The organism is Paenibacillus riograndensis SBR5, assembly GCF_000981585.1.
GTDB classification, from domain to species: Bacteria; Bacillota; Bacilli; order Paenibacillales; family Paenibacillaceae; genus Paenibacillus_AQ; species Paenibacillus_AQ riograndensis.
Genome location: NZ_LN831776.1, coordinates 1,266,793 through 1,292,923, shown reverse-complemented (window position 1 = coordinate 1,292,923; position 26,131 = coordinate 1,266,793). Strand labels below are relative to the sequence as shown.

The window sequence follows — 26,131 nt, the reverse complement described above, 5'->3', positions numbered from 1 at the left end:
GACACTTACCGCTTTCCAAGCGTTAAATCTCCTGAACCAGTTTTAACATTTACCGCAACGCTTCCATCGCCAAATACGATATCGTCCCCCTCATGAGCGGTAGTCTGAGCTGTCCCCTCCCATTGGTTATGAAGCTCGCCCGAACCGTGACTGAATCTTATTGCCGCCGAAGAAGGACGTTCCGCCGTGTTAAGAATGACCTCACCACTGCCGGTTGTGATATTGATTGGATGCGTTATGTCTGTCATCTCCGCCTCAACTTCTCCCGTATCCGCCTCCAGTTCAAGCTCAGCTTCCACATCCTTCATACGGATATTGCCTCCACCTGTCTTCAACTTCACTTTCTGTGCTGCCAGCTTTCCGAGGAACACATCCGTAGAGTCTCCATTCAACTCCAATGTGTCAGCCGCAACATTGTTGACTTCAATATCACCACTGCCGAGTTCAAGCGAAATCTTACCTGCTTTCATCCCTTCAAGCTTGACTGTGCCTGAATCCGCCTCAACACGGACGGACCGGGCAGAAACACCTGCTATATTCATGTCACCGGTCCCGGAATTGAACACAAAGGATTCATACTGCTGCTGAGGCAGCTCCACTCTGACCTGTACATCAAATACACTGAAGCCGACCGTCCATCTGTTAGAGTCAACGCCAATCTTAACCGTGTCGCCTTCCCGAATGAGGTTCAGTTTTGTTGACTCCACCATTTTTTTGCTCACCCTGCCCGCAAGTGAAGCTTTGATTTCGTTCGCCGTTCCTTTTACCATTGTTACATTTATACTGTTTAGTGAAAGAACGACATCCTTCACCCCATCAGCGGCCACTGCTTGTTCCTGGTTGACCTCTACGCTGCCAAGACTGAAGCCGCCCTCGTTCCACATCGTCGCGGTTACACCGATCAATCCAACCACAAACAGAACAACAGCGGTAATTATCCATTTTTTCATGATCCCTTCACCCTCATCACCTTGGAATTAAACTTCAAGTATCGCAGTGTCATTCTTGAAACAGCCATGGTCAGCCAGCGCGAGAACGCCCCGAGCAGCATTCCCGCTCCCAACAGCATCACAGCCACAAAAACCCCCTGGACCGGGGTAAAGGCATCTCCGATTACCCCTTCGTAAATGGCGGTAAGTGCGACCAGACCACTTGCGGCAGCCGAAGTCCAGCATACAAGAAGTACAGCCAAAAGCATGATATAGGGCGCCAGCACAAACACAAGATTAAAAAGTCCCAAACCTACCATTGCAAACACCACCCTGGAAACCGGTGCAAGGCGCCCATTGCTGCTCTCCGCCTGATTCACCCGATAGGCCAGCACCATTTCTTTGGCGAGCTGGCGCGGGTCGCCAAGCTCCTCTGTGATCTGCTCCTCTCTAAGCCCCTCTTCAACCGCCTGACGAAAGTGCTCCTCGTAATCGAATATCCATTCGCTGCGCAGCGGCTCGGGAATTGGATTCATCAGCTCCCGAAGCTGCGTCAGAAATTGCTCCTGTGTCATCCCTCGACACCTTCCTTTATCAATTGATCTACGGATACAGTGAATGACCGCCACTCAAGGATCAGCTCCTCAAGATGGTTTTGTCCGAGCGCTGTAAGCTTGTAATATTTGCGGGGCGGACCTTCGCGCGACTCCCGCAGATACGTGGAGAAATATCCCTCCAGCGTCAGCCTGTTCAGCAGCGGATACACACTGCCGACCGCCACCTCAAACTTCGAGGAAATCGCCACGGCAAGTTCGTAGCCGTAGCGGTCTTCCCGTGCGGTTAAGGCCAGCACGCACAGATCAAGGACACCTTTTTTGAATTGTATATTCATTTATTTCTCTCCTATGCAGTAATGTTCACTATTCAACATTGTATAATAGCTGGCCAAAAAAAAAGAACTACTTGCTGTAATATAGCATTCACTATTCCATAATGCAATATATTCCTTTTCCCCACCATGAAGAAAAACGCGTTGGAATCGCGGACAATACCGGCAGGAAGCCAAGTCTGAACGCCGATCAGGCAAACTGAATACGAGAAAGTAAGTGTCTCAACTGAATCTTCCTACATAAGTAATTCCCAGCAGCTTAGGCGGCTTTTGCCCGCCAAAGCTGCCTGAGAGTCAGACCCAGCATTACTGTACTGATTCATACTCTGTATGGGCATCGAACCATCGCGGAAAAATGTTGGTCCCCATTTCCGTTGCCGTGCTAGAGTTTGAAGCGAGCCAAATTCATGTGCAAATTCTCGGCTAGTGCCGCCAGGTACCTGGACGACATCAGCATTTCGCCCATTGCGGTCACTTGCTCTTCGCTGGCTCTACTTAAGTTCTGCACATCTTCCGCACTTTTACGGGACGCTTCACTTGCCTGCCCCATTGCCTGCGACACTGTAAGTGCTTGGCCGGACACATGCCCGATAGCCTCGCGGAGCTCCGCCGTCTGCCGTGCAGCGGTCCGAATGGATTCCTGAATCTCCGCGAACACCCGCGGTACGGCCCCGCTCTGTGACAGCCCCTGCGAAACCAGCTGTGAATCCCGTATTATGGATTGCACGGCCTCTTCGGTCTGGCTCTGGATCTGCGTTAGAAGGTCTGTGATCTGCAGCGAGCTTTTCCCCGTTGCTTCTGCAATCTCCTTCAGCTGTGCAAGGATAACCTCCACTGCAGCAGCTCCATGATCAGCCGAAGCAGCAGCAGCCGCCATCAGTCCGGATATTTCATGAGTGCTCTGCCGGGCGGCGGCAATCTCCTCCGCCATCGCCTGCACGGAATGTGCCGCCCGGTCAACCGTCTCCACCTGCACCCCGATACCGGCGGCAATTGCACTGGAGGATTCGGCAATGAATTGCGAAGCTTGTGCAGCCTGCTCCGCACTGGCGCTCATCTCCTGTGAAGAGGCAGACAGCAATCCGGTGCTCTCCGACACTCCTTGCATCATAGTCTTCAGGCTCTGAATCATTGCATTGAACGAGCGGTGGAGCTGACCAGTCTCGTCCCTCGACGAATAGGCAGCGGAAGCGGTGAGATTCCCTGACTCTGCATCCTTCATCAGCACCTGCAGCTCCTTAAGCGGTTTCGTAATCATCCTCGAAATGAGGATGCTGATACCTATACTGAGCACCAAAGCGGCAATAATCAGCAAAATGATCAAGGTCAACGATCTTTGGGCATCTTGCTGGTTAGTTTCGTTATTGTTGCGGGCATCTTGAACCAGCAGCTTGGCTGTATCCTCAAGCAGACTCACCATGATCTCCCGCGATTTACTGAACACGCTCCCCGAGAAGATCTGATAACCTTCATTTTTGAGCTTCTTGCCGGCCAGCTGGACAATGCTGTCACGCTGTGCCCGGTAATCCGGAAGCAGGGACAGATACTCATTTATTTTATTCGATACGTCTTTGTTGCTGAAGGATATGGCCTTTAGCTGAGTGATCAGCTCATTGTTGATGTTGATATACTCTCCGATAGCTGCCGTATGCTCTTGGCTTTTGCCATCGTTTTTGGTAATCAGACTTTCCAGGAGCAAAGACTCAATTGCCCGGTTGTTTCCGCGTATTTCTGTTATCAGATACATCGGCTGCAAATTTTGGCTGTAGGACTTACCGGACCCTGTTGCCATTTGCTTGGTGGTGATGATGCCGACAGCTCCGGTCCCAATAAGCATAATTATAAAGACCGTTACCAGCAATAGCATTTTATGTCTTACCTTAAGATGTCTCATCTGTTCTGTTCCCGTCCTCTTCATCTCCTGCTGTATCTAATTTATCGGAGATAAAGGTCGAAAGTATGATGTTTTCGCTGAAAAATATGTCGAAAAAACGAAGAAAATATTGTTTTTTTGTGACTATATGACTAATAGATTAGTTTTCAAAAATGAAGAATGGGGGGATGTGAGGGAAGGAACGCCGTTCTAATGCACTTTTTGCAGCAGATCAACGATAAACTCAGCCTGAAAAGAGATTCTATTGCATTATATATAGTAGAATCCCTTGGAAAAGGTACTTTTTACCCAAAATCGGGATATCGGTTGCATGAAATACAGTAGAATGTGATTCATCGCAGAACTCCGGGTAATTCTATTGCAGAAAGTACAGTCTATAACAAATCCTTTATTGTTATCTGACGTAAACATGCCCCTAAGAACCCTCCCCTGCTTCACTCCTGCAGCAAGCCGTATTTTTTGCGGAATCGCTTCAGCACTTTGGTCCAGCCTCCGGCCAGAACAGCCAGGAAAAAGACATTGGACAAGGCATGGGCGAGATCGAGATAAAAGCTTGACGCATACGCGGCAGCCACGAGCCCCCAGCTGAACGCATCCGGCAGGCTGATCAGATACCAGATATTCATAATCCAGCCGAATAAAAATCCCCAGACAAAGCCGAATGCAAGCATTCCGCCCTTTTTTTTCATCCACCAGGTATTCCGCAGCCAGCCAGCGGTCAGACCGACCATGCCCCAGGCGAACATTTGCCAAGGCGTCCAGGGTCCCTGCCCAAAGTAAATATTGGACACCAGCGCGGCCACCGCGCCGATGATGAACCCGGCTTCCGCCCCAAAAACATAAGCCGAAAGAATAACAATGGCCGATACCGGCTTTACACTGGGCAAGGCGGCAAAAGGAATCCGGCTGACCGCAGCGACAGCGGACAACACCGCCAGCAGCACCAGTTCTCTGGATTCAAGCGGACGCCGTTCCAGACGGATGAACAGCGGCAGCAGGGCTACCGCCAGCAGCACAAGGCTGAGCAGCATATAATGGCGGTCCTTCAGCGCTGAGGTCAGCGCAAGGCCGGCCACAAACAGCCCGAGGGCAATCAGGAGCGGGAAGCGAAAGCGGACCACGCGTTCATCACATCCTCTATCGTTAAGGCTTGCGGCAGCAGCTCTCTGGCCATGCGGTTGACTGCCGTTGTATAGAAATAGTTGCTGCTGAAAAATTCCGCCGGCGTCCCTTCCGACGTGATGCCGCCGTCAAACAGCATCGCGCAGCGCGAGGCATACCTCGCGGCAAACTCGACATCATGCGTCACAAGCAGGATACTGACTCCCTGCCTCCGCAAATCTCCGAGCAACGCTGCGAGCCGTTCTTTGGCCCCCGGATCAAGTCCCTTGGTCGGCTCGTCCAGCAGCAAAATACCGGGACCCAGCAGCATCACCATGGCGAGCGCCAGCTTCTGCTGCTGCCCGCCGCTGATATCATGCGGATGGCTAAGCAGAAGGTCTTCGAGCTGGAAGATTGCCAGGAGCCGGGCAATTTCCCGGTCCGCCTCTTCCTTGGACAATCCGGCATACTCCGCCATCTGCTGCAGCTCCTCCTGAACCGTGTCATAGCTGAAGTAGAGCAGCGGATTCTGGGCCAGGAAGCCGCTTGTCTCCCCCTTAGCAAGGGTTACCTTGCCGCGCTGGGGCTTAAGCAGGCCGTTCAGGATATGCAGCAGCGTTGATTTTCCGGCTCCATTCCCGCCCATCACGGCCAGCAGCTCTCCCCGGTACAGGGACAGCGACAGCTTCTTAAGCACCTCTGCCCCGTCCTTGCTGTAGCGGAAGGTCACTTCCCGGCAGCTGAGCAGCAGGTCGGATGAAGTGACAGGAGCGGAGAGGCGGGAAGCGCCTGTGTCAGCTGCCGCCTCCCCCATGCCTGGCCCTCTTTCAGCCAAGGAATGCAGCCAGCGCTTGCCTTCCCGCACGGTCAGCGGGATGGCCTCGCGGGGCGCTTGAACCGCATCCGGCTCAAGGGCAAGGAACAACCGCGCAGCAGTGGGCAAATACGCCATATGCGGAGCGTGAAGCGCAAGCCCCGCCCCGCGTACAAAGTCACGGGGCGTCCCCTGGAACCGCAGCTCTCCCTCTTCCAGCAGCAGCACCCGGTCAGCCAGCGGCAGTACCTCCTCCAGGCGGTGCTCGCTGATGATGACCGTCACGGACATCTCTTCATTCAGCCGGTGCAACGTCTGGAGGAACTCCCGCGCGGCGACCGGATCAAGCTGCGAGGTCGGCTCGTCCAGCAGCAGGAGCTTAGGTTGCAGCATCAGCACCGAGGCCAGGTTCAGCAGCTGCTTTTGCCCGCCGGAGAGCTCGTGCACCGACTTGTACAGCAGCGGCTCCAGTCCGAACAAGCCGGCGATCTCCGCCAGCCTGCTGCGCATAACCGCTGGCGGATAGCCCATATTTTCCATTGAAAAGGCCAGCTCATGCCACACGGTATCCATCACGATCTGTGCATCGGGGTTCTGGAACACCATCCCGATTTCTGCGGCAGCAAGCTCGGCAGGCAGACCGGATAGCGGCTGTCCCTTGTAAGCAATCTTCCCGCCAGCCTTGCCCACGGGCGCAAGCTCGCGCTTCAGATGGCGCAGGAGCGTGGTTTTGCCGCCGCCTGAAGGGCCGAGAAGCACGACAAACTCACCTTCCTCTACCGTAAATGAGAGCTCATGAAGCGAGTCCCTGTCTTCCTCGGGATAGCTGAAGGATAGACGCTCCGCCGCGAGGATCTCCATAACCATTTCTCCTTTCCTTCGAGGGCCGGCGGCGTCAGCACGAACAAGCAGAAGCTTGCATACATCGCGGCATCGGCCCAGCCGAAGTGCATCGGCTTCATCCGCGGATAAATCTCCAGCACCCCGTACCCTTTCATCCAAAAAAACAGCGGGACCAGCCCGCTAGCCGCGAGCAGCAGCAAAATGGCCTTATCCTGCAGGTCCAGCCTGTAAATCCCGTATACACTCCGTTTGCGGATGCCGTAGCCCCGTGCTTTCATCGAGTCTGCCGTCTGCAGCGCTTCCTCCAGCGACCAGGTCAGCAGCACCTTCACCAGCGTCATCCCGTCCCTCATTCTGGAGCGCACGCTGCCCTTGCCTGCATCCACTCCCCGAATCCGCTGGATCATGGTGATCTGGCGCAGACGCCGCTGGAACAAAGGCACAAAGCGCAGCGCCATCAGCGTCAGCAGGGTGGCCCGGGGCGCAGCCGCAGCGAACAGATACATGAATTTATCCGTGGTGACCGTGTAGCTGTAAGAAATGAACAGAATACAAACAGTCAACAGGACCGCCATCATCATCAGCCCGTACAAAACGGCTTCCAGTGTAACCGGCTGGTCCATAAAATAAAACAGAATATGCGCACCCCTGTGTGAAAACAAGGGATTCAGCACGGCTACCGAAACGGCCATCAGCAGAAAAAAAGGGAGCCCGCGCAGCAGCTGCCGCCCCTGTCCCTGCAGCACCAGCAGAAGGATCAGTCCGGCAAGCTCTGTAGCCAGGAACAGGGGATGAAACAGCAGGGTGGCGAACAACAGCAGCCCGGCATAGTAGAGCAGCGCCGCCGAGGGATGCATTGCACGGAAGCCGCTGCTCATTGCACTTCCGCCCCTACATCCTTGCCCATATCCAGCGTATACAGCCACTCCACGGTATCGCCCGGCTGCAGTATGTAGCTGCCTGCCCCTTTGCCGGGAACTTCACCGTTGACCTTGTAGATCCAGCCGCTCTCCGGGCCTTGGTCAAATTCATACAGATTATCGATTCCTTCTACATAAGCGAAGCTTTTGGCTCCCTGGTATTCCATTTGAATTTTATTGCTGCGGGTAATGCGCTTCAGCAGCTCCAGCGCACTCTCGCCGCTCTTGATGTCAACGGCCGCCGCCGCAAAAATCGTCCCGTGCTCCTTGTCTCCGACAATGGAGAGCGTGACGGTATTTACGGCCCCGGCAGGCTTCGCCGGGGCGGCTGAAGCGGCTGCCGGGGCTTGCGCCGTGGCGGCCGGCTTCGCTGTCGCCGCCGGTTTGGTGCCGGCTGCCGGCTGCGCACCGGCTGTCGGCTTCGTGCTGGCGGTCGGCTTCGCGCCGGCTGCAGGCTTCGTGCTGGCGGTCGGCTTCGCGCCGGCAGCAGGCTTGGCTGGCCCGGCCGAGGCCTTCGCCGTGGCCGGGGCTGCGCTGGCCGTAACGGAAGCTGGCTCCGTTACGGCAGCGGCGGAAGGCGCGGGCTTTGCAGCCGCGCCGGATGAGGCGGGCGGCGCAGACACAGCCGCCCCCTTTTGCGTCCCGGCAGCGGGTTCCGCGCCGGACGGCGGGGCCGTGCCGTCCGCAGCGGCGGAAGGCACGGGGGTTGCGGCGTCCCCGGGGAGAGGGGACGCCGGGGTCTTGGGCTGCGGGCTCTGCACCGCAGCCGTGCCCGCGGCGGGGCTCTGCGCCCCGCCGGCCGTGTCTGCGCCGGCTGCGCAGCCGGCGAGCAGCACCGCTGCGGACAGAAGCAGCAGCGGAGTGAACAGCCATTGCTGGATAGACTTGGACATAAACAAGGACACCTCCGATAAATAACCCCTCAAAGTGAGGCTTTTGCATGGAAGCTGATACTGCTACTTTGCAGGAACCTCAAATTATCTTTCTGATCTGACAAAAAAGGGAAAGGAACGGGGCTGCACCTGCTCCCCCGTTCCGTTCTTTTGGCAATATGATTAGTGGTGAAACGGCACAGTCTCCGCCCGCCTAACCTGTGGACAGAGAAGCCGCAACTGAAATGGACGGGTACTGCAAACCCACACGCTCCCAGCCCATACTCAGGCATGACGAAGGCAGAGTTGTCAGCCACAGGATAATCCAAACGCACTCCCGCTACTGCCAGCACTTGTAAACCCGATGAAGAGGGCAGTCACCGTTAGTGGAAAAAGGATCACTAATCGGGCTCATTCGGCCTTATGGCACAGCCTATCTTGGAAAAAGTACCATTAATCCGGCTGAAAGCGGCCATATGAGATGAATAGGCATGAATTAGGTGTACAAAATCCCACTAAAACCTTCTGTAGCCTGGATTTCAGCAATTTAGTTTTACTTTTTCCACTTCGCTTCAGTTCCTTATGAGCTTCATTGCTTCCCAAGCTTTCAAGTTCTCCAGTTCAACTCATACACTTTTTGCTTGATTGCACTTTGTACAACAATAGAAAACTGAGCAGTCTGCGGTAAATCGCATTCTGCTGCATTTCGTGCAGAGATTTCTTGATTTGGAGTCAAAAGCGCCTTTTTCGCCTGAATCTGCTGTACAGAGTGCAATAGATTCCATTTTTCCGCTGATTTGGAGATCATCTACTGTATAAAGTGCAATTGATTGCCTGCTAGCCTAATTTGAGCTTCATACAGTTTCAATGAAAAGGGAAAGCTTTCGGATAAATCCGCATCCCTTCTTCATTTTACTAACTTAACTTATATAGTTGTATCTTCAACAGTTACAAATAGCAGAATCGCCTCTATTACTACATGTAAGTTTACCTAAATATACAATGTGCAGCCAAATGAGTTCAACGCATAAAGTGGCCGCTTTAGTCGCACCCAATACAGTCAAGACTACAGACCCTCTTAAAAATAGAAGGCAAGTCCGGCCGGACCAGGCACTTAGGCCCTTTGAAGGGCCAGCCTTGAATCAAACAGCGGTTCAAAACCGCATGATTATGTTAGTCTTACTGCCACATCAGCATGCTTATGGTGTCTTACTGCCACCAGAGTACGGTTCATGTTTTCCTACCGCCACACCAGGATGTTTATGTGTCTTACTGCCACAACCGCATGATTATGGCAGTCTTACCGCCACCACTGCGGCCATTTCCCTGGTCACAGCGGACGACGGGTCAAAGGTTCCGCCGAATCCGGTCATGTAACCGAGCTCCGTAACTGTACGGACAGCGGATACGGCATAGCTGCTGATCCGTCCTTCGTCAGTAAACTTCGCAGCTTGCGGAGCTGCCGCAGAAGCTGTATTTTCCAGCTTTAGTGCTCTTGAAATCATGACAGCCATATCCTGGCGGGAAATGACTCCGTTCGGATTAAAGGTTGTGTCCGTAATTCCATCGGCAATGCCGAGCTCTTTCGCTTTCCGCACTACTCCATAATACCATGTGCCGGTCTTGACGTCGCTGAATACCGGAGCACTGTTAGCCACAGACGGCTCGTTATGGGTCAGCCTCAGCAGCAGGGCGGCAAATTCCGCCCGGGTAATCTTCTGCTTCGGTGCAAAAACCAGACTGTTCCCGCTGATGCCCTCCATCAGCTTCTTGCCGTATGCCTGATGCACGGCTTCCAGCGCCCAGGGCGAAATCAGATTCTCATCGGTGAACACGACTCCACCATTTACACCGGTAGGCGAAATGCTGAAAAGATTCGCTTCGCCCGTCAAGTAACGGTTATAAGCGGTCAGGGCCAGCAGCGCCTGCTCGGTGGCTACGCTGTTAGCCGGCTGTCCCTGTGTATGGGCATAGCCGCCGTCCGCTTGACGGAAGGAAGCCAGGTGGCTGAGCAACCCGCCTTTGGTTTTGACAAACCGTGAGTCATTCGGACCGATTCCCGCTGCAGCCAGGGCAATGATGACCTGCGCTGTGCTCTCACTGTTTTCTACATTCGCCTGCTTGAAGCCGCCGTCTTCCTGCTGCTGCTGCGACAGCCAGGCAATGGCTTTGTCAACAGCTGCTGCAACCGTTGTCTGACTGGCGTGAGCTGAAAGCGCGGTAACCGCCATAGCAGTGATATCGGGATCAGCTGCTCCGCCTGAGGTCAGCGGGAAGCCGCCGTCCTTGCTTTGAACCTCCAGCAGGGCCTGAACCAGACGTTCTTTGGTCCACTTGGCACCCGAAGGCACCGTATAGGAGCCGCTGTCCAGGGCGATCAGGGCAAAAATCAGACCGTTGCTGCCTTGGCTGGTCATGTTGTCATTGTTATAGATTTTTTCAATCAGGTTATAGCCGCCAAAGTTCTGCGGATCTGCACCTGCAGCAGCCACACCCAGGACCAGACGCTCATAGTCCGTAACCTTGCGGAGCTGGCCCTTGCTGGCTGACAGCTGCTCCTTCACCCCTTCCAGGTAAGCAGCCGGCACTGCATGACCCGAGCGGGCCAGCCCGACAGCCTGCCAATCACTTAGCTCTTCTGCTGCCGTTATCCCTTTCGCGGTAGCAGCAATATCGCTCTTCAATTTCTCCGGCTGCGGCTCCCATTTGCTGCGGTCGACTACTGCGTAATCAGTAAAATGGCTGATTTTGCCGGTAATGATACCCGTTTTGGCATCCAGAACGGAAGGAACCGGAATCCAGCGGCCTGTAGCCGGATCAAGCCAAGCCAAGGCCAGGTTGGCCGGATTTCCGGATTTTACCGGAACTGTGATGGAAAGATCAACCGGCTTCACAAATTTTGTCCCGTCCGGCCCGAACGTATATAGACCCGACACCAGTTCGCCACGGCTGGAGCTGCTCTCCTTCATGCTGATCTTCACTGTTCCGGAGACTGCCCCGGCCGGAATCAGCAGCTGCACCTCGCCGCCGCTGTCCTTCAAAGCCGCTCCCGCACCTGAAGTAACTTCCTGTTCGAAGGCTGCCGTGTTGGCCGTTAATTTTTGACCCAAAGCTGCCGCCTCAGACGCTGTCATGGGTGCACCTGAATTCGTAACAGCTGTCGTCTGTCCCACCTGGTTCAGCGGGAGGGTGTTGTCAACTGCGATGCCGACGCTTCCCGCACCTCCCGTGCTTCCTGTGTTTCCGGAGAGACCGCCTGTACCTGCCGAAGGAATATCATAATCTGTCGTATAGTACCAGACAAGCACATCCCCATTGTTCAATTTGTAATCCCCGGCACTGAATCCAGGATCGCTGCCATTGACGGAATACTTCCAGCCGCTTTTTGGCCCCCGGTCAAACTCTTTCAGGCCATCGATAGCAACGACATACATGCTTCCACCGGAGGTTGTCGCAGTCACCCGGCTTCCCAGCTGGCGGATCAGCAGACTATACGCTGTTTCTCCGGCATTTAGAGCTACTGTGGTGCTGGACAGAATAGTCCCTTTAGCACTGTCGCCGATAACCGAAATCGTTGCCGATGCCGGCTGAGGCACCACTACCGGATCAGAAATAGTCAGCGGCTGCGTGTAGCGGACGATCTTCGGCGTGCTGTCCGCAACATATCCCGTCACGGCAATCTTATACGCACCCGCAGGCAAGCCGTTATCGATGGTAGCTGCGCCCTTTTGATCCGTTGTTACGGTTGTGCTGCCAATGGTCACTTGTACGCCTGCTGCTGGTGTAACCACCGGATCAGAGGTATATGTCTTATCGTTCCATACCCACTGCTTCTGGGCAACGTTTACTGTGAACGCTTCGCCCGGTTTAGGCTGGGCAGCGGAGAGCGTTACGGAGTTGACAACCTGGGTAGCTCCCCCGCCGTAATAGACCAGCACATGATCGGAAGGCTGAAGGACGAAGGCTCCCATCCCTACAGACGGATAAATCCACTCCCCGCCGCGGGAAACCACAAAGCTCCAATACCCGTCATATGTTCCGCTCTGGATTCCATTGATGCCCGAGACATAGCTGCCAAAAGAAGACTCTGTGATGTCCAGCGGAATATTGCCGGATGCCGCCAGCTTCTTGAGGGCGTCCAGCGCGTCAGACGCTTCCAGTGTGCCTTCGGCGATAGGGCCTTGCGGACCTTCGACCGATACTGTGGCTTTTACATTGAGAGGGGCTACCTTAAGCGTCTGTGTATATTTTGCAATCTTGGGCGCCTTCTCTGCAACGTATCCTGTAACAGCAAGTGTGTAGTCTTCTGCAGCGAAGCCCTCTGGAAACTCGGCTTTACCGTCTTTATCTGTTGTTGCCGTCTTGCCACCAATCGTCACCTGCACACCGGCGGCTCTTGAAGTTACCGGGTTGGAAGCGGAGCCATCCCATACCCATGTTTTTTGGGTGACTGTGACGGTAAAAGCTTCACCCTCTCTTGGCTGTGCGTTGGAAAGGGCCACTTTATCGACAAGCTGCGTAGCGCTGCCCGCATAATAAACCAGTACCCGGTCAGACTCCTTCAGCTTGAAGTCTTTCATACCTACATCAACGCTGGCCCATTCCCCGCCGCGAGACACGGCGTACATCCAGCCGTCATAGCCGCCGGTAGCTCCGGCATAAATGCTGCCAATGCCAGTAACATAAGCGCCGGAAGGATTCGTAATCGGCAGACTGTTCGCTGCGGCTACTTTTTCCAGTGCTTCGAGTACGTTCCCAGCGTAGGCGCTGCCTTGGCCCAGCGTCTGCTCAGGCCCTTCAATCGTGAGCGGCACATAGACGAGAGGGTTCTGCGCTACCGGCTTCGAAAAGTCATACAGCTTGCCGTTCGTACCACCGCTGAACAGATTGTAGGCCACCAGGGCCTGCAGGCCTTGCTCGGTAGCCAGCGCATTGGCGCTGCCGCCCTGGTTATGAGCAAAAGCTCCACTGGCCAGTCTGAAGCTCAGCAGCCGATTCAGCAAGCCTGTTTCATTTTTAGTAAACTCGCCGCTGGCTGGGTCTACACCAAAGGAGGACAGACCGATTATGGCCTGGGCCGCACTTTCACTGCTGTCTCCGTAGCCGCCGCTGCTGTCCTGCTTGGCTGCCAGCCAGGCTACTGCTTTTTGTCCCGCTGTTGCCACAGCAGGGTCATTCTTGTGGGCAGCGAGTGCGGTCAGGACTATGGCCGTCATATCCGGATCGCTCGCCCCCGTGAACAAAGCAAACCCGCCATCGCTATTTTGCTTGGACAGAATTTCGCTCAGCAGCGACGTCTGGTTCCATTTGGCGTCACCGGGAATCGTGTAGCTGCCGGAGTCCAGCGCGAGCAGCGCGTAGACTGGCGCATTCAGCGGCTGGCCGCTGATATTGTCGCTGTTATAGATGCGCTCCAGCAGATTGAAGCCCGCTTCAGAACCGCTGCCGGCAAAATTCGCCGGATCGCCGCCGACCGCCCGCACAGCCAGCACAATCCGCGCATAATCCGTCACATTCGGGAAGCTGCCTCCCGCTGTCTGTACTTTTTTCGCTAATGACTGGACGTAGCTGTCCGGTACCCGGTAGCCCGCCTGGGCCAGCCCGATCGCCTGCCACTCCGATGTTACGCCGCCGCTGAGTATATATTCTGCAGCCGAATACGTTGCCTGCGAGACAGTTACCTGTCCCCCGTTATCCGCTGCAGCCAAGGAAGCGCCAGCTTTTCCTTCCGCAAAAGTATCCGCAGCATATACTGCGTCCGTGACACTGTCCGTGCCTGTGTTAACAGTGGCTTCCGCTGCGGCAAAAGCCTGTCCCGCCGGAACCACCGCGGTACCCGTAACCGAAATTACCAGCAATAAGACCAGACCAAGCACAAAAGACTTGGCAGAATAAAATGTCTTCATCGTCAACCTCTTTCCTTGTCATAAAATAAATGCTTGTACTGCTTTGCAGAGGACAGCCGGGACAACATAAAGACCGCCCTTGTTCAGGGCGGCCGGGAAGAATACAAATTGGAAGGCTGCGGTGCTCGAAGCTCCAGACTTCATCCATTTGCATATGTTCCGCATTCTTACCCCACGAAGAATAGAAACGTTCACGAAAAAGGCAGGTCTCCTGGCTTATGCCTCATCGCTGCTCTTGGCCTTCCCATCCTTACAGCCGGACAGTGGCCGCTCTAAGAGCCGCTCCGCATTTACAGTGGCGGGACCGCGCCGGATTTGCACCGTGCTTCCCTTTTAAGCCGATTTCTGATGCTACGCATCGAACCGGCACCTCTCTCTTAACTATTAAATTTTAATATCCATAATCATATCTAGTATTCCCTTGTATGTCTATAGAGAAGCTGTTTCTTAGCGGGTGCAAAAAGTACTCCACCCTCTCCAGCTATTATTCCATCCTGAAATAACGATGTCCGATTCATACAACATGGTTATGGAAGCCTCGAATTTGGCGAAGCCAAATTGGGGGCCTTCTCCGGGATTGCATCGTCTGAAGTGCCGCCAATGGGCGGCATGAATGTCCATCCACAGTAATAGTGAAAAAATCCAACGACTCCCAGCCATAACCGTCAATGCAGAGCAGCACCTTGTGAGGAGCAGCTTGTAACAAGCACCTTGTGACTAGCAGTTCAGCAGCCGTCGGATCATTTGTACGGACTGTTGAGAATATACAGCAACTGTTGGCTAGTATAAGGATAGTTGGGACTTAACGAACGATGGGGCAGCGAATATTGGATCGTTGTCAGGGCAGTTGGGACTATACAGAAACCGTTGGCTGGTATACTGGTAGTTGGGACTTAATCGAGTGTCGGGCCGGCAACTGTTGGATCGTTGTCAGGGCAGTTGGGACTATACAGAAACCGTTGGCTGGTATATTGGTAGTTGGGACTTATACAACAAGTGTTAGGCGGCTATCCAGATAATGTGTCTATGCGGCAATCGTTGAGGGCGTGCAGTAATTAGGTAACTTTCAACTTAGAAATTCCTGTTAACAGCAACCTTATAGCAGCGGCGGTAACAACGGTATTTCTGCCGTTGTATCCACCAGTTTCGGCCTCGGTGCGCACAACAACGGCATTTCTGCCGTTGTTTCTAACATTTCTAGACTCGGCGTGCACAACAACGGCATTTCTACCGTTGTTTCTAACATTTCTAGACTCGGTGCGCCTAACAACGGCATTTCTGCCGTTGTTTCCAACAGTTCCAGACTCAGTGCGCCTAACAACGGCTTTTCTGCCGTTGTTTCTAACATTTCTAGACTCGGTGCGCCTAACAACGGCATTTCTGCCGTTGTTTCCAACATTTCCAGACTCGGCGTGCACAACAACGGCATTTCTGCCGTTGTTTCCAACATTTCTAGACTCGGTGCGCCTAACAACGGCATTTCTGCTGTTGTTTCTAACATTTCTAGACTCGGTGCGCCTAACAACGGCATTTCTGCCGTTGTTTCTAACATTTCTAGACTCGGTGCGCCTAACAACGGCATTTCTGCCGTTGTTTCTAGACAAGTTTGTCCTTCAAACGATTAGCACTAAGCTACTTCCCGACTCTGTATGATTCTGAAGCACAATAAAGTAGAGGCTATACTTCCCCAATCCAAAACAAACTCAAACGAGGCTATAGCACTCTGCGAAGAAATCAAAGGTACTTTTACCTCTCATTCCACGCTGGAGTCCACTTTTGGAGAAATCAAAGGTACTTTTACCTCTTATTCAACGCTGGAGCCTGCTTTCGGAGAAATCAATAAAAACCTGAAGAGCATGATAAGCCTCACTTTTTCGGCATATCATGCTCTTCAGGTTAATGTGTCAAAGCTGCTTCGAGAAGCGTCGTCTCATTCGGTTGTTGTATCCCCCGTTGCTGTGGGGGATGGCTCAGGGCTTGGAGAGGCATCCACTCCGGCGCCCGGAGGGTTGCTTGCTGCCGCGCCTGAGGCCGGCTGCAGGGTCAGCTTGTACTCCCCGGCGATGACCATGTCGCCTGCGACCAGCTTCGCGCCGGCCTCCAGCTGCACGGTCACCTCGTACGCGGGTGCCTCCGGCACCGCTCCCGAGGCTCCGGGGGCTTCCGGCGCGGTGCCGCCCGCTGCCGGTGAAGGCGTGGCCCCGCCGGCATTCCCGCCGACGGGCCCTTGGGTGACGGCGCCTGCGTCTGCGCCGTCCTCACTTCCGTCGCCCGCCCCTGCGGCGGCGCCGTCAGTCCCTGCGGGCGCGCTTGCCTTCGCGCCCTTTGCCCCAGCGGCGGCATCCGCGCCGCTGTCAGACCCGACCGGCGCACTCGCGTCCGCGCCGGTGTCCGGGCCAGCGGCTGCCGTACCCGCAGCCGCTTCACCCGATGCGACCAGGCAATTGCTGGTCGTACCCGTGACCTGGTAGTCCTCCGTGACATCGCCGGAGGACACTACGCTGATCTCCGCCGGCTTGAAGGCGGAGCAGTCAGCCGCAGCGGCAAAGGTGAACACCAGGCCGCTGCCCGTGTCCCCGCCGCCCAGCCGGACGGCGGCAGGAGCCAGCGCGCCGGCCCCGCCCGTGGCGCTGGGCAGTGCACTGCCCGCCGGCTTGGCCGTGTCCGCAGGGTCCGGCCGGAGCAGGCTGATGGCAATAATCGCGCCAATCAGCACAATGCCCAGGATGCAGCCGGAGATCAGGATTTGAAATCGGCTGCGGCTGACCCACCGCGCCAGCGGCGAAGCCAGCTGGGAGCGCGCTTCGTTGTAGACATTTTGCAGTGCCGGACCTGCGGCGGCGGCATAGCTTTTGCGGAAATCGCGGCTCTTGAACGCCTCGCGGTCACTGCTCTGGAAGTACTTCAAGATGGCCCGGCGGTAACCCGGCCACAGCTTTTTATTCGAAATGGAAAATAGCGGATTCCCCTGCGACCAAGCCAGGAAACGGTAGACCGTCTCCTTGTTATCCCCCGCCTTGCGTTTCACCAGCTCCATAAGCGTCTCATAATCCAGAGGCCCGTCCTGGCGCTCACTGCTGTGATAAAAGGCCAGCGGCAGCCGTTCGAACGGTTCAATACTGCGGGATTCCTTCAGCCAGCGCCGTCCGAGCAGCTGCACATCATCGAGCTCTCTCGGCGAGAGCCCGGCAAAAATCTCCTCCGTCGGCTTCTCCTCCCCGAACCACCGGTAAGCAGCCCGGAGGGCGTTCGCCTTCCGCCGGGTAATGGAATCCAGCGGCGGCTGCCAGTCGGCAGCATCGCGGTAGCGCAAAAAAGAAATATCCAGCAGCTGCTCCTGCGTCAGTTCCTCCAGCGACACCCGGTTCAGCAGGAAACGGTCCGAAGCCGTCATCAGCTCCTCCAGCAGCAGCAGGACTTCGGGATACATACCGCTGCCTCTGCGGCGTTCCTTTTCCGCTTTATCCACCGAATCATGGATCGCCGCTACCTCTCCCACCGGATTGGGACTTTGCTGGAGCTTCTCCAGCAGATACTCCTTCACTGTGTCCCGGACAAAAGACTGCTGCAGTGCTTCAGGCAGGAACCGGCCCCAATGTGTCACAAAACGCAAAATATCCGCCGGGCTTGCCGCCGCAGACAGCCGGGATTCCATGTAAGGCTCCAGCAGTGCCCGGCGGAATACAGGCTGGGCCAGCACTCTTTTGAAAAAAGACGCACTAAGCTCGTCATTGCTCTCAATAATGCCGTAAGCCGCTGCCAGCGCATCTTCACGGCCCGCAGACTGGGCATTGAGCATGCCGTTAATGAAATAATCCACGATTTTGACCCGGTAGTTATGGCCCTTCAGCGCAAAATACTCCACAAACCGCTCCATAATCTCCGGCACTGGCACGCCTTTTTGGCGGATCAGGTCATATTCGCGGTCAAACCGCTCCAGGAACATATCGTTCAGCCGCACCCGTGCTTCAAGCGCACCCTCCGGCTTCAGGTAGGCCAGCAATCCGCCCAGCACAGCCTGCTTATTCCCGGTGTACAGACTCTCATTGCCCTGCTCAATTTCATAAAATACCGCCAGCTCATTGTACAGCGCGAGCGACAGCTTGCGCTCCACACTCTCCCCGGGCAGCAGCGAGTCAGCAAAACGCGCAAAATCCTCCAGCCCGCGTTCCGGCTCTTGCAGTGTTTTCCAGGCCAGCTCTGCAAACGGCTGCTGCGTATCGCCAAAGTCGGCACCCAGCACCCGGCCCGCTGCCAGATCGAATACAAAATCCTTCTCAATGCTGCGGTCGCCCGGGCGGAGCGAGCCTTTTTCCACGAAGGTCAGATGAATATATTTGCGGCTTTTCGGCTCATTGGCATAGGTGATCACACCCAGCCTGCGGCGGAAATCATAAGGCAGCGCCCTGAAAAGAACCTCCGTCAGCTCTACCGCGCGCCGCGACAGCTCTCCGATCGGAACGTCCAGGGCTATGTACAGCTTTTTTTTGCCGGCCACGGAGATCATCACCGCCTGCAGCAGCGTCTTGAACAATTCCTCCGTGATGCCAAGCCCGCGCAGGATACTTAACGGATGGGGCTTCTGCTCCCGCTGTGACACAGGGATAGCCGAAAGCTCCGGCAGCGTTCCGCCCAGCTCTCCCGCATAGCTCCCGGCAAAATCCGCATGAAGCCAGTCTCCGTAACCCTCCAGAATTTCCTCCGAACGGATGGGCGGCACCACGAAATTATGGGCAAAAAAAGCGCTCCGCTGACCCGTGAAATCCGCCGCCAAATACCGGCTCTGCCCGATTACCGTATCATTTGTTTCCGTATGGAACAGATGCAGCGCAGCAGGGTACAGTTCCTCATTCTTCTCGCCGCGTGCCGCCAGCTCTGCCGGAGCATCGTAAAGACAGAAGGGATGCAGAATTTTTTTGACAAAATTATTGTCCAGGCTCTCCGACTTCGCTACCGTATCGAATCCTTCTGTCGCCCGGTACACACCACGCCGTTCCCGGGTATACATCTGCTGGGCGATCATGGACCCTGAAAATCTGTTCACGGCCCGTCGCTCCCCTCAATGTAATTCAGCTTGTGCAGCAGCCAGATAAAAGGCTCGTCCACCCGGATTGGACTGACCACACCCTCCACCTTCTGATTCACCGGATTGCTGCCCAGTGCCGATACGGCAAAATACCCCGTGTTCGCAAAATACACATCCATCGTGTCCTTGAACGGGCGGTCCACCTTCTCTATGAAGCGGCGGATTTCGCCGTCGATGTTGTGGAACTCGTCCAGATTCAGCGTTTTGCGGTGCACATAGTTGTTGAACACATTGCTGTTGGACTTGATGTAATCGCCGTCCTCATCCTTGAGCGAATGCAGCATGTCGCTTTTGGCGAGTACGACCGCTGTCGGGATATCGGTTTTGCTCTTCTCCTGGTAGGCGATGAAATCACCGAACATGGTCAGCACCACATCCCGCGGCTCGTCATACTGGGAGACCCATTCGCCGGGGCGGTCCCCGAAATTGATCCGGATTTTCTCGCGGATGGAACGGATCTGCAGCGGGTCAACCATGAACAGAATCCCGGCGGAGTTCTTGATATGCTGGCCATGCAGCCCGAGATAATCCTGATCGACCATCCCTTCACCGGCGACATCGAAGAATACAAGCGTCAGCGGGGGCTTGGACTCATCCTTGAACACAAATTGGAAAATAAACGGCTCCTGCATCTTTTCCTTCTGGGTCGAAGCCAGCAAATCCCCCCGCTCGAACAGCGGTTCTTCGTACAGCGTGCGGAACTTGCGGCTGATCTCGGCATTCAGCGGCATGCAGGCCGCGTCAAAATGTCCCGCCGTCGTATGCTGCAGCGTATGGATCAACGAGGTCATATACACCGACTTCCCGACCTGGGATGCGCCGATGATGGAGATAATATTGCTTGGCACCTTGCCCGCAGTCACGGGCAGCTCATTATGGCAGGACGGACAGAGCCGTCTGCGGGTAAGCACGCCATAGCGGTCTGTAAGACCGGTCAGCACATTGTCGGTATAGTGGTGGTACTCTTCCGGAATATCCGCCGGATTCAGTATAGCCTCCATATCATCAACCGTATCGAGGCCGAAGCGCTCGCGGTATTTGTTCAGTGCATCGTCTTCGCCCAGCGCATAATTCTCATCATCCTCGCGGCTGTGCATGGCCCGGAATACCACATCCTCCGGTTCGAACCGCGTGAAGCAATACGGACAGACAATATCATAAAAAAGCGGCCGCGCCTGCGGCTGATTCTTTTTCTTAAACCGGTTGAAAAAAGACATCTCTTGTCCTCCTAAAAGTTTTGCGGAACCTCCGCTTCTCCGGCTGGCTTTGCAGCAAAACTCGCTTCGGAAGCATACGCTAAGTTTTGTGAGCCTTGCTCCCTAGAATCGCTTCGAACAAAACTCGCCTCGGAAGCATGTGCTTAAGTTTTGCGGAACCTCCGCTTCTTTTGAGAATCTTTGCAGTTAAAACTGCTTTTGAAACATTGTCTCGCACGGATATAGAGTGAACTTAAGAATCTAGCTAGATGCCTGATGGAAACTCTGTGTTTTCTGAAAATCCACTGTACAGCCTGCTGCAATTCTCAAATTCAGCTTATATAGCGTGAGCACAACTGCCCCGGTTCCCTTTAACTCCTATTTGTGCTGAACACATAACGGACGGTTAAACCTTCAGTTCCTGCATCCAGCCTGCTGCTTAGCTATAACTGCACTTTGTACAGCTATATTAACCCCCCTGCCTGTCCCCGCTAGTTTAACTGTATTTCATGCAGGTAAAAAGAGGAAAAAAGGCCATATTGAGATGATTTCCAAAATATAGATGTACAAAGTACAATTAAGCGTTTGATTCCGCTGAAAAGGCAGCTTTTACATGTACGAAATGCAGTTACAGCTCCGTTGACCCCTGCTTGAAAGACATGCATCAGTCACCGTTGCTTCCGCGTTCTCTGTTCACTCCGGCACCAGCTCGTAAAATATGCCATATTTGCGGCCATCCGTAAAAAAGATGCGCACAGCGTCCTCCTTGCCGATTTCTATCGGCGGCAGAATGTTGCGTCCGGCGGCAAAGTCCTGGACGAACGGGAACAGTACGCCGTCTTCTTTGGAGGCAGGGAAGCCGCCCCGTTTCTTGACATAGCACAGCACCTCTTTCGACACCGGCACTTCAGCCGTAATCGTCATATGTACTGTTTTTTGCTTGCCGAACAGGCTTTTTTTCTGCTGGATGGAATAGTAAATCCGCGCTTTGCCCGCGCTGACCAGCGTCCGGTTCGCCCCGTCCCGCTGGCGCACCAGCAGAGTGTCTGTACCGTCCGCAAGCCGGGCGTAAACGGTGTACGCCACCAGACCGATGTCATCCAACCGGTCACGGTATCCGTTATTTGCCTTATACTCCTCACGGGTGTAGAGCTTCATACCGGAGGGCGGCAGTTCTCCGCTGTCCGCAGCCTCCGCAGGTGCCTTATGAATGCAAACCGCCTGCACGCCGTCCGGCCAGCGCCACCGCAGCGTACAGAACCTGTCCTCCACCCGGGAGGACACTTCCGTAATGACTGGTGTGGAGGAATCAACCTCGGCGTACCTCATGACTGTAGGCTCCCTTCAAATATGTCTTACCATTTCTATCTCTTACATCATCTCATTCAACATCTCATTCAATATCTCTTACAGTATCTCATTTAATGAACCGCTGTACGCATATCGCGCAGCAAAGCGGGTGTTCGAGCCCGGTCGGCATTTTCTCTTTTTGGACCATCCGATATCAGAATCCTTTGCTGCCCCGGTTTCTGCGCGGAGACGGGAAGCCTGCCGACGATGGAGCAGCCGTATCGGCGCTTCGTCCTCTTTTGCGGGAAAGCCGCCCTTCTCCAAAAGGGATCACAAACGTGAACAATGCAATGATTGCTGCCAGAACAAGCAGAGCCAGCAAACGGGTCATAGCATCGCCGAAGGCATGGCCGTCCAGGCCAAACTCCAGAATCAGTCCGGCGAACAAACCGGAAACCGCACCGCCGACGCCAAAGCTCCGCGCCAAATGGCGGTTGTCAAACACAATGCCAAGTCCGATCCCGAGAGCCGTACCCACAAGCAGCAGCGCCAAAATCCGTACCCCGGCATAATACGGGCTGTCCGCCGTGTAATCACTGCGCACAGTCAGCAGCGTCCGGTCGCCCAGCCGGTCATAGATTTGCTGGAACACATCCCCGAGAAGATCTGCATTGGTCACATCATAATACTGCCCGCCGGTTGTGGTGGCAATATCCTGAAGCAACGCTGATCCCGACGGATCATCCAGCGCCAGGCCAATCGTATTTACGGCAATCCCCCGGTTTACGTACTCCGTAAGTTCTTTTGAGGTGTCAAACTGGCTGAAGCCGTCGGACAGCAGGATTACCATAGCTCCCCGCCCTGACTGATTGTCACTGTTAATTACGCCCATGGCTTCTGTGAGCGCGCCGCTAATATTTGTACCGCCATCCGTGGTCTGCAGACTGTTAATAACTGACGTCACCTGCTCACGGTTGGCTGAGCTGGACAGCGGGATCAGCGGTTGAACCACCGTGGCGTCCTGACTGAACGTAACTACAGCCACCATGTTGTCTTCATCCATGCGCTGCACCAGTGATTCGGCTGCCTTATAGCGGCTGTTGCCCGGATCGCTCTGCATCATGCTGCCGGAGTCATCAATGACCATGACCACATCTTTGACCGGCTTCACGCCGCCGAAGTTCAGCTCATACACGAACTCCATTACGGAGCCAACCGCGAACAGCAGCACCAGCGTCAAAGGCAGCATCTTCCACGAGAATCCCAGATACCGCTGCTTCCACGACAAGCCATTCAGTTTTGGCGAGATCATCTCCGCAAGCAGGCAGCCCAGGCCGACCCCAAGTGCCACTATGGCAAAATAGATGCCGACCAGCACAATCGACGGCAAATCGTACGGCCTTTGGTCCAGCAGCAGCTCGCCTAGCACAAAGGCCGCTCCGCCGCCGAGAAGGCTGAAGAGAAGCAAAAGCAGATTGATTTTACGCTGCATCGCTATCCACCCTTTCGAGGTAAAACTAAATTTAAGCACATATGATTTCCGATGGCGCAGGACAGCTTGAACTCCCTTACCGCAGTTACAAAGCGGTCTGCTTAATGCCATATGTCTTTCGGTTCCCGGCAGCTGCACTGCTGACAATGAAGAAGTCCGAAATGAGGCAATCTGCAGAGTTTGGAGAAAAGCAGCTGCCATTCTAGTGTATGTAATGCAGCAGAATGGCTCCAAAAGAGGCTATACTCCCATTCTATTGCATTTCCTGCAATAGAATATGCAAGAAAAGCCACATTCAAGCGAATCCTTCGAATTCTGCTGCACTTTCTGCAGCAGAATGCACGCTCACAGCGGATTTCCAGCCATTCTGCTGCACTTTCTGCAACAGAATACCCACTGGCTGCGGATTTCCGGCCATTCTGCTGCACTTTCTGCAGCAGAATGCCTTATACCGCCGCCTCTACCGCAGCTCCGGCAGCTGTTCCTCGGCGATGCCGTGCAGCCGGTAGCCGCTGGTGGCGTAGGTCTCATAGTAGACCTTGCCGTTGCGGTAGTAGAGCAGATCCTCCAGATGGAAGCCGCCCATCAGGTTCAGCTTCTCAATGCCGCTTCTGCGCTGCTCATGTACGAAGCCGAGGCGGTAGATGCGTGTCGTCTCATCGGCACCAAAGGCATAACGCAGGAATTCGGAGCTGCTGTCGCCGAAGAAATATTTCTCCTCATGGCGGTGCTCCTGCGTGTATTCGAAGAGGCGGACGTTGATGCAGGCTTCGTCCTCCAGGCTGCGGTAGAGCCGCTTGAACAGCTCCTCCCGCGAGACAATTTCGCGGTTGTCGTAAGCGGCCGCAACATTGGCGCGCCGCAGCAGCTCTTCCTCGAAAGGCAGCGCGAACGCCTCGGCCGCCAGCAACTCCCGGCGGCACAGCTCAATCAGCCGTTCAGCTACCACAGCGCCTCCCTGGCGGAGCAGCTCTGAGACGCTCCCCAGGAACCGGTCGCTGAAGAAGATGCCCGGGCCGCGCCGCGCTTCAATATCACGCATAACCTCTTCCGCGACGTTCCGGTAATACTCCATAATGTTCTGGTCCACCGTCTCGCTGGTACGTCCGATGCTGGCAAGCGCCAGACTGTGCAGTTCCTCCTCCAGCGCTTCCATGGTCTGCACCTTGGCTTTGCTCTCCGCGTGCAGCTGCTCCAGCGCCGCGTCGTAGCGCAGACACAGCGCAAGCTCGCTCTCCATGCGCAGCAGCTCATATTTTCTGCTGTACACCTGCGCAAATAAATAATGAATGAAATTGCGCACGGTCCGTTTGTCCAGCAGCGGCACGCGCTGGAACGGCTGGCGCTCCACGCTCTCCGCGTAGAGCTGCTCCAGCTCCTCCTGCGCGGAGGCAATCGCCGCGCGCAGCCCGGCCATATGCTGGCGCAGCGCATGCAGCACACTGCCGCCGCCAGGCTGCTCGGCGGTCCATTCCGCCAGCTGGTAGAACGTCAGCGGCGGAACCGCCTTCTCCTGGGCCGCCAGCACAGCGGCCCACTCGCGGGCAGGGTCGGTGTCCGCCACCCTTCTGGCGGACACCTCCGCAAAATTGCTGCGGAAATAGGCCTGCCCGCCGTCTCCGAACAGCAGCGTTTCGGCTTCGCGCAGCGACAGCGGCTTCAGCTCGCTGTAGGAGGGCCGGCCGTGGCTCATCAGCCCGGTCATCTCTTCAAGCCCCGCTTCATCCGGCAGCAGCGCCGCGGCCCGTTCACGCAGGGAATCGGTGCTCAGGCCAAGCAGCGCCTGCCGCTCGCGCAGGCTGAGCGCCCCGCCCTCCTGCAGCTTCGCAGCCAGATAATGAAAGGCATGATACAGCACCGCAAGGGCGATTTGCCGGTTCGGCCGGCGCACCGCCGAGAAGCCGGCGGATGCGTAGCCCTGCCTGCCCGAGCTGCCCCGGATGCCGCTTTTGAAGGTCATATTATTGTAGCCGCCGTGTCCGGTAGCCGTATCTGTTGCCGGGCGGACGCGGTTCTTGAGCAGGCTGATGTGGGCGATAATCTCATAGTTGTCGTCCATGCCATGAGGTGACATCATGCCCCGTTCGTTTTTGTCCGAGAGCAGATAGACAAGATCAAACAGTGCAGAAGGCCCGTGGGCCACCGGGATGGACAGCCCGTCTTCCGTGACCAGCAGCGGAGCGCTGAGGGTGTAATCCGATTGCTGCATCCCGTCCAGCTCACGCAGAAAAGCCAGCCCAACCGAGCTGGAGTAACCGAAGTTGTCCCCCTGCTCCCGCTCATTGATCAGCACATACAGGTCGGTCTGCACCGACTTGAACGACTGGCTGAGAACGGCCCGGGCCAGCAGGGCAACCTCCGGCAGCAGCACATTAAGCGGGTCATCGACCCGCGTAATGATGGAGAGATGGATAACGTCAAAAGAGGAGTACAGCCGTCCATAATCCGCGATGCTGTTGCTTAAACGCCGCAGGCTGCGGTTCATCCCGGACAGAAACCGGCTGTCTTCGTGGAACTCGCGGTAGAGGTCCTGACGGACTGTACGGGGATCGCGGCCCGCCGTTTCCGGCAAGGCCATCCCCAGGACCCGCTCTCTTCTGCTGCCCTCGGCCTGCGCCCGGTTCCTGCTGCCGGCGTACTCAGGCTGTGGCTGGCTTCCATCGCCAGCCTGCTCTGATCCGGCGGACGCGGCATGCAGCGCCATAATCCCGCCCGCATTGTCCCATTTCCGCTCGCAGCCGTCCAGCACCGGACCGATGGCCGAAGCCACCTTGTCGCCCAGGAACAGGAACAGAGCGGGATAATGGATGCTGCTGCGCCCGTCCCCTTTGCTCCGCTGCGCTTCTTCCTGCGCCGCATATTGTTCTGCATAGGTTAATGCCTGTGCTTTGATCATAGG

16 protein-coding genes and 1 riboswitch are annotated in these 26,131 nt (G+C 55.5%); all 16 genes read right to left on the bottom strand.

Annotated features, from left to right (window positions below):
- Positions 1-5: 5 nt before the first annotated feature.
- The gene (locus PRIO_RS05575; RefSeq protein WP_020433234.1) at positions 6-950 is read right to left on the bottom strand and encodes a DUF4097 family beta strand repeat-containing protein; all 945 of its coding nucleotides are present in this window, start codon (positions 948-950) and stop codon (positions 6-8) included.
- Positions 947-1,504, bottom strand: coding sequence for an HAAS signaling domain-containing protein (locus PRIO_RS05570; protein ID WP_020433233.1), 558 nt, complete (start codon positions 1,502-1,504; stop codon positions 947-949). The genes PRIO_RS05575 and PRIO_RS05570 overlap by 4 nt, the downstream gene beginning before the upstream one ends.
- Positions 1,501-1,821 carry a PadR family transcriptional regulator gene (locus PRIO_RS05565; RefSeq protein WP_020433231.1) on the bottom strand — a complete coding sequence of 107 codons (321 nt, stop codon included), beginning with the start codon at positions 1,819-1,821 and terminating at the stop codon, positions 1,501-1,503. The genes PRIO_RS05570 and PRIO_RS05565 overlap by 4 nt, the downstream gene beginning before the upstream one ends.
- 379 nt (positions 1,822-2,200) lie before the next feature.
- The gene (locus tag PRIO_RS05560) at positions 2,201-3,712 is read right to left on the bottom strand and encodes a methyl-accepting chemotaxis protein (protein ID WP_020433229.1); all 1,512 of its coding nucleotides are present in this window, start codon (positions 3,710-3,712) and stop codon (positions 2,201-2,203) included.
- A 434-nt stretch (positions 3,713-4,146) separates the two neighbouring features.
- Positions 4,147-4,833: an ECF transporter S component gene (locus PRIO_RS05555; protein ID WP_020433227.1), complete on the bottom strand. Its 687-nt coding sequence runs from the start codon at positions 4,831-4,833 to the stop codon at positions 4,147-4,149.
- Positions 4,806-6,488, bottom strand: coding sequence for an ABC transporter ATP-binding protein (locus tag PRIO_RS05550; protein WP_020433225.1), 1,683 nt, complete (start codon positions 6,486-6,488; stop codon positions 4,806-4,808). The genes PRIO_RS05555 and PRIO_RS05550 overlap by 28 nt, the downstream gene beginning before the upstream one ends.
- The gene (locus PRIO_RS05545) at positions 6,404-7,348 is read right to left on the bottom strand and encodes an energy-coupling factor transporter transmembrane component T (RefSeq protein ID WP_020433224.1); all 945 of its coding nucleotides are present in this window, start codon (positions 7,346-7,348) and stop codon (positions 6,404-6,406) included. Before PRIO_RS05545 ends, PRIO_RS05550 begins: the two co-directional genes overlap by 85 nt.
- Entirely contained in the window at positions 7,345-8,283 is a 939-nt protein-coding gene (locus PRIO_RS05540; protein ID WP_046501370.1) for a DUF4430 domain-containing protein, read from the bottom strand. Before PRIO_RS05540 ends, PRIO_RS05545 begins: the two co-directional genes overlap by 4 nt.
- Before the next feature lie 586 nt (positions 8,284-8,869).
- Complete coding sequence (locus PRIO_RS35930) at positions 8,870-9,070, bottom strand: hypothetical protein (RefSeq protein WP_046501367.1); 201 nt, start codon at positions 9,068-9,070, stop codon at positions 8,870-8,872.
- A 481-nt stretch (positions 9,071-9,551) separates the two neighbouring features.
- Positions 9,552-14,168 (bottom strand): S-layer homology domain-containing protein, encoded by a 4,617-nt coding sequence (locus PRIO_RS05530; RefSeq protein WP_052741417.1) that lies wholly within the window; start codon positions 14,166-14,168, stop codon positions 9,552-9,554.
- Between the two features lie 184 nt (positions 14,169-14,352).
- Positions 14,353-14,557: riboswitch (cobalamin riboswitch) on the bottom strand.
- A 707-nt stretch (positions 14,558-15,264) separates the two neighbouring features.
- Positions 15,265-15,720: a hypothetical protein gene (locus PRIO_RS35390; protein ID WP_167345585.1), complete on the bottom strand. Its 456-nt coding sequence runs from the start codon at positions 15,718-15,720 to the stop codon at positions 15,265-15,267.
- A 378-nt stretch (positions 15,721-16,098) separates the two neighbouring features.
- Complete coding sequence (locus tag PRIO_RS05515; protein WP_052741416.1) at positions 16,099-19,212, bottom strand: GAP1-N2 domain-containing protein; 3,114 nt, start codon at positions 19,210-19,212, stop codon at positions 16,099-16,101.
- The gene (locus tag PRIO_RS05510) at positions 19,209-20,471 is read right to left on the bottom strand and encodes a hypothetical protein (RefSeq protein WP_020427113.1); all 1,263 of its coding nucleotides are present in this window, start codon (positions 20,469-20,471) and stop codon (positions 19,209-19,211) included. Before PRIO_RS05510 ends, PRIO_RS05515 begins: the two co-directional genes overlap by 4 nt.
- 672 nt (positions 20,472-21,143) lie before the next feature.
- Positions 21,144-21,779: a hypothetical protein gene (locus PRIO_RS05505; RefSeq protein ID WP_020427112.1), complete on the bottom strand. Its 636-nt coding sequence runs from the start codon at positions 21,777-21,779 to the stop codon at positions 21,144-21,146.
- Between the two features lie 175 nt (positions 21,780-21,954).
- Positions 21,955-23,232, bottom strand: coding sequence for a vWA domain-containing protein (locus PRIO_RS05500; protein WP_020427111.1), 1,278 nt, complete (start codon positions 23,230-23,232; stop codon positions 21,955-21,957).
- A gap of 460 nt (positions 23,233-23,692) precedes the next feature.
- Positions 23,693-26,128, bottom strand: coding sequence for an FtsZ/tubulin family protein (locus PRIO_RS05495; RefSeq protein ID WP_020427110.1), 2,436 nt, complete (start codon positions 26,126-26,128; stop codon positions 23,693-23,695).
- Positions 26,129-26,131 lie beyond the last annotated feature (3 nt).

Coding starts and splice junctions, on each gene's coding strand:
- PRIO_RS05575 (WP_020433234.1), bottom strand. CDS start 950: ATGAAAAAATGGATAATTACCGCTGTTGTTCTGTTTGTGGTTGGATTG.
- PRIO_RS05570 (WP_020433233.1), bottom strand. CDS start 1,504: ATGACACAGGAGCAATTTCTGACGCAGCTTCGGGAGCTGATGAATCCA.
- PRIO_RS05565 (WP_020433231.1), bottom strand. CDS start 1,821: ATGAATATACAATTCAAAAAAGGTGTCCTTGATCTGTGCGTGCTGGCC.
- PRIO_RS05560 (WP_020433229.1), bottom strand. CDS start 3,712: ATGAGACATCTTAAGGTAAGACATAAAATGCTATTGCTGGTAACGGTC.
- PRIO_RS05550 (WP_020433225.1), bottom strand. CDS start 6,488: ATGGAGATCCTCGCGGCGGAGCGTCTATCCTTCAGCTATCCCGAGGAA.
- PRIO_RS05545 (WP_020433224.1), bottom strand. CDS start 7,348: ATGAGCAGCGGCTTCCGTGCAATGCATCCCTCGGCGGCGCTGCTCTAC.
- PRIO_RS05540 (WP_046501370.1), bottom strand. CDS start 8,283: ATGTCCAAGTCTATCCAGCAATGGCTGTTCACTCCGCTGCTGCTTCTG.
- PRIO_RS35930 (WP_046501367.1), bottom strand. CDS start 9,070: ATGATCTCCAAATCAGCGGAAAAATGGAATCTATTGCACTCTGTACAG.
- PRIO_RS05530 (WP_052741417.1), bottom strand. CDS start 14,168: ATGAAGACATTTTATTCTGCCAAGTCTTTTGTGCTTGGTCTGGTCTTA.
- PRIO_RS35390 (WP_167345585.1), bottom strand. CDS start 15,720: ATGTTAGAAACAACGGCAGAAATGCCGTTGTTAGGCGCACCGAGTCTA.
- PRIO_RS05510 (WP_020427113.1), bottom strand. CDS start 20,471: ATGTCTTTTTTCAACCGGTTTAAGAAAAAGAATCAGCCGCAGGCGCGG.
- PRIO_RS05505 (WP_020427112.1), bottom strand. CDS start 21,779: ATGAGGTACGCCGAGGTTGATTCCTCCACACCAGTCATTACGGAAGTG.
- PRIO_RS05500 (WP_020427111.1), bottom strand. CDS start 23,232: ATGCAGCGTAAAATCAATCTGCTTTTGCTTCTCTTCAGCCTTCTCGGC.
- PRIO_RS05495 (WP_020427110.1), bottom strand. CDS start 26,128: ATGATCAAAGCACAGGCATTAACCTATGCAGAACAATATGCGGCGCAG.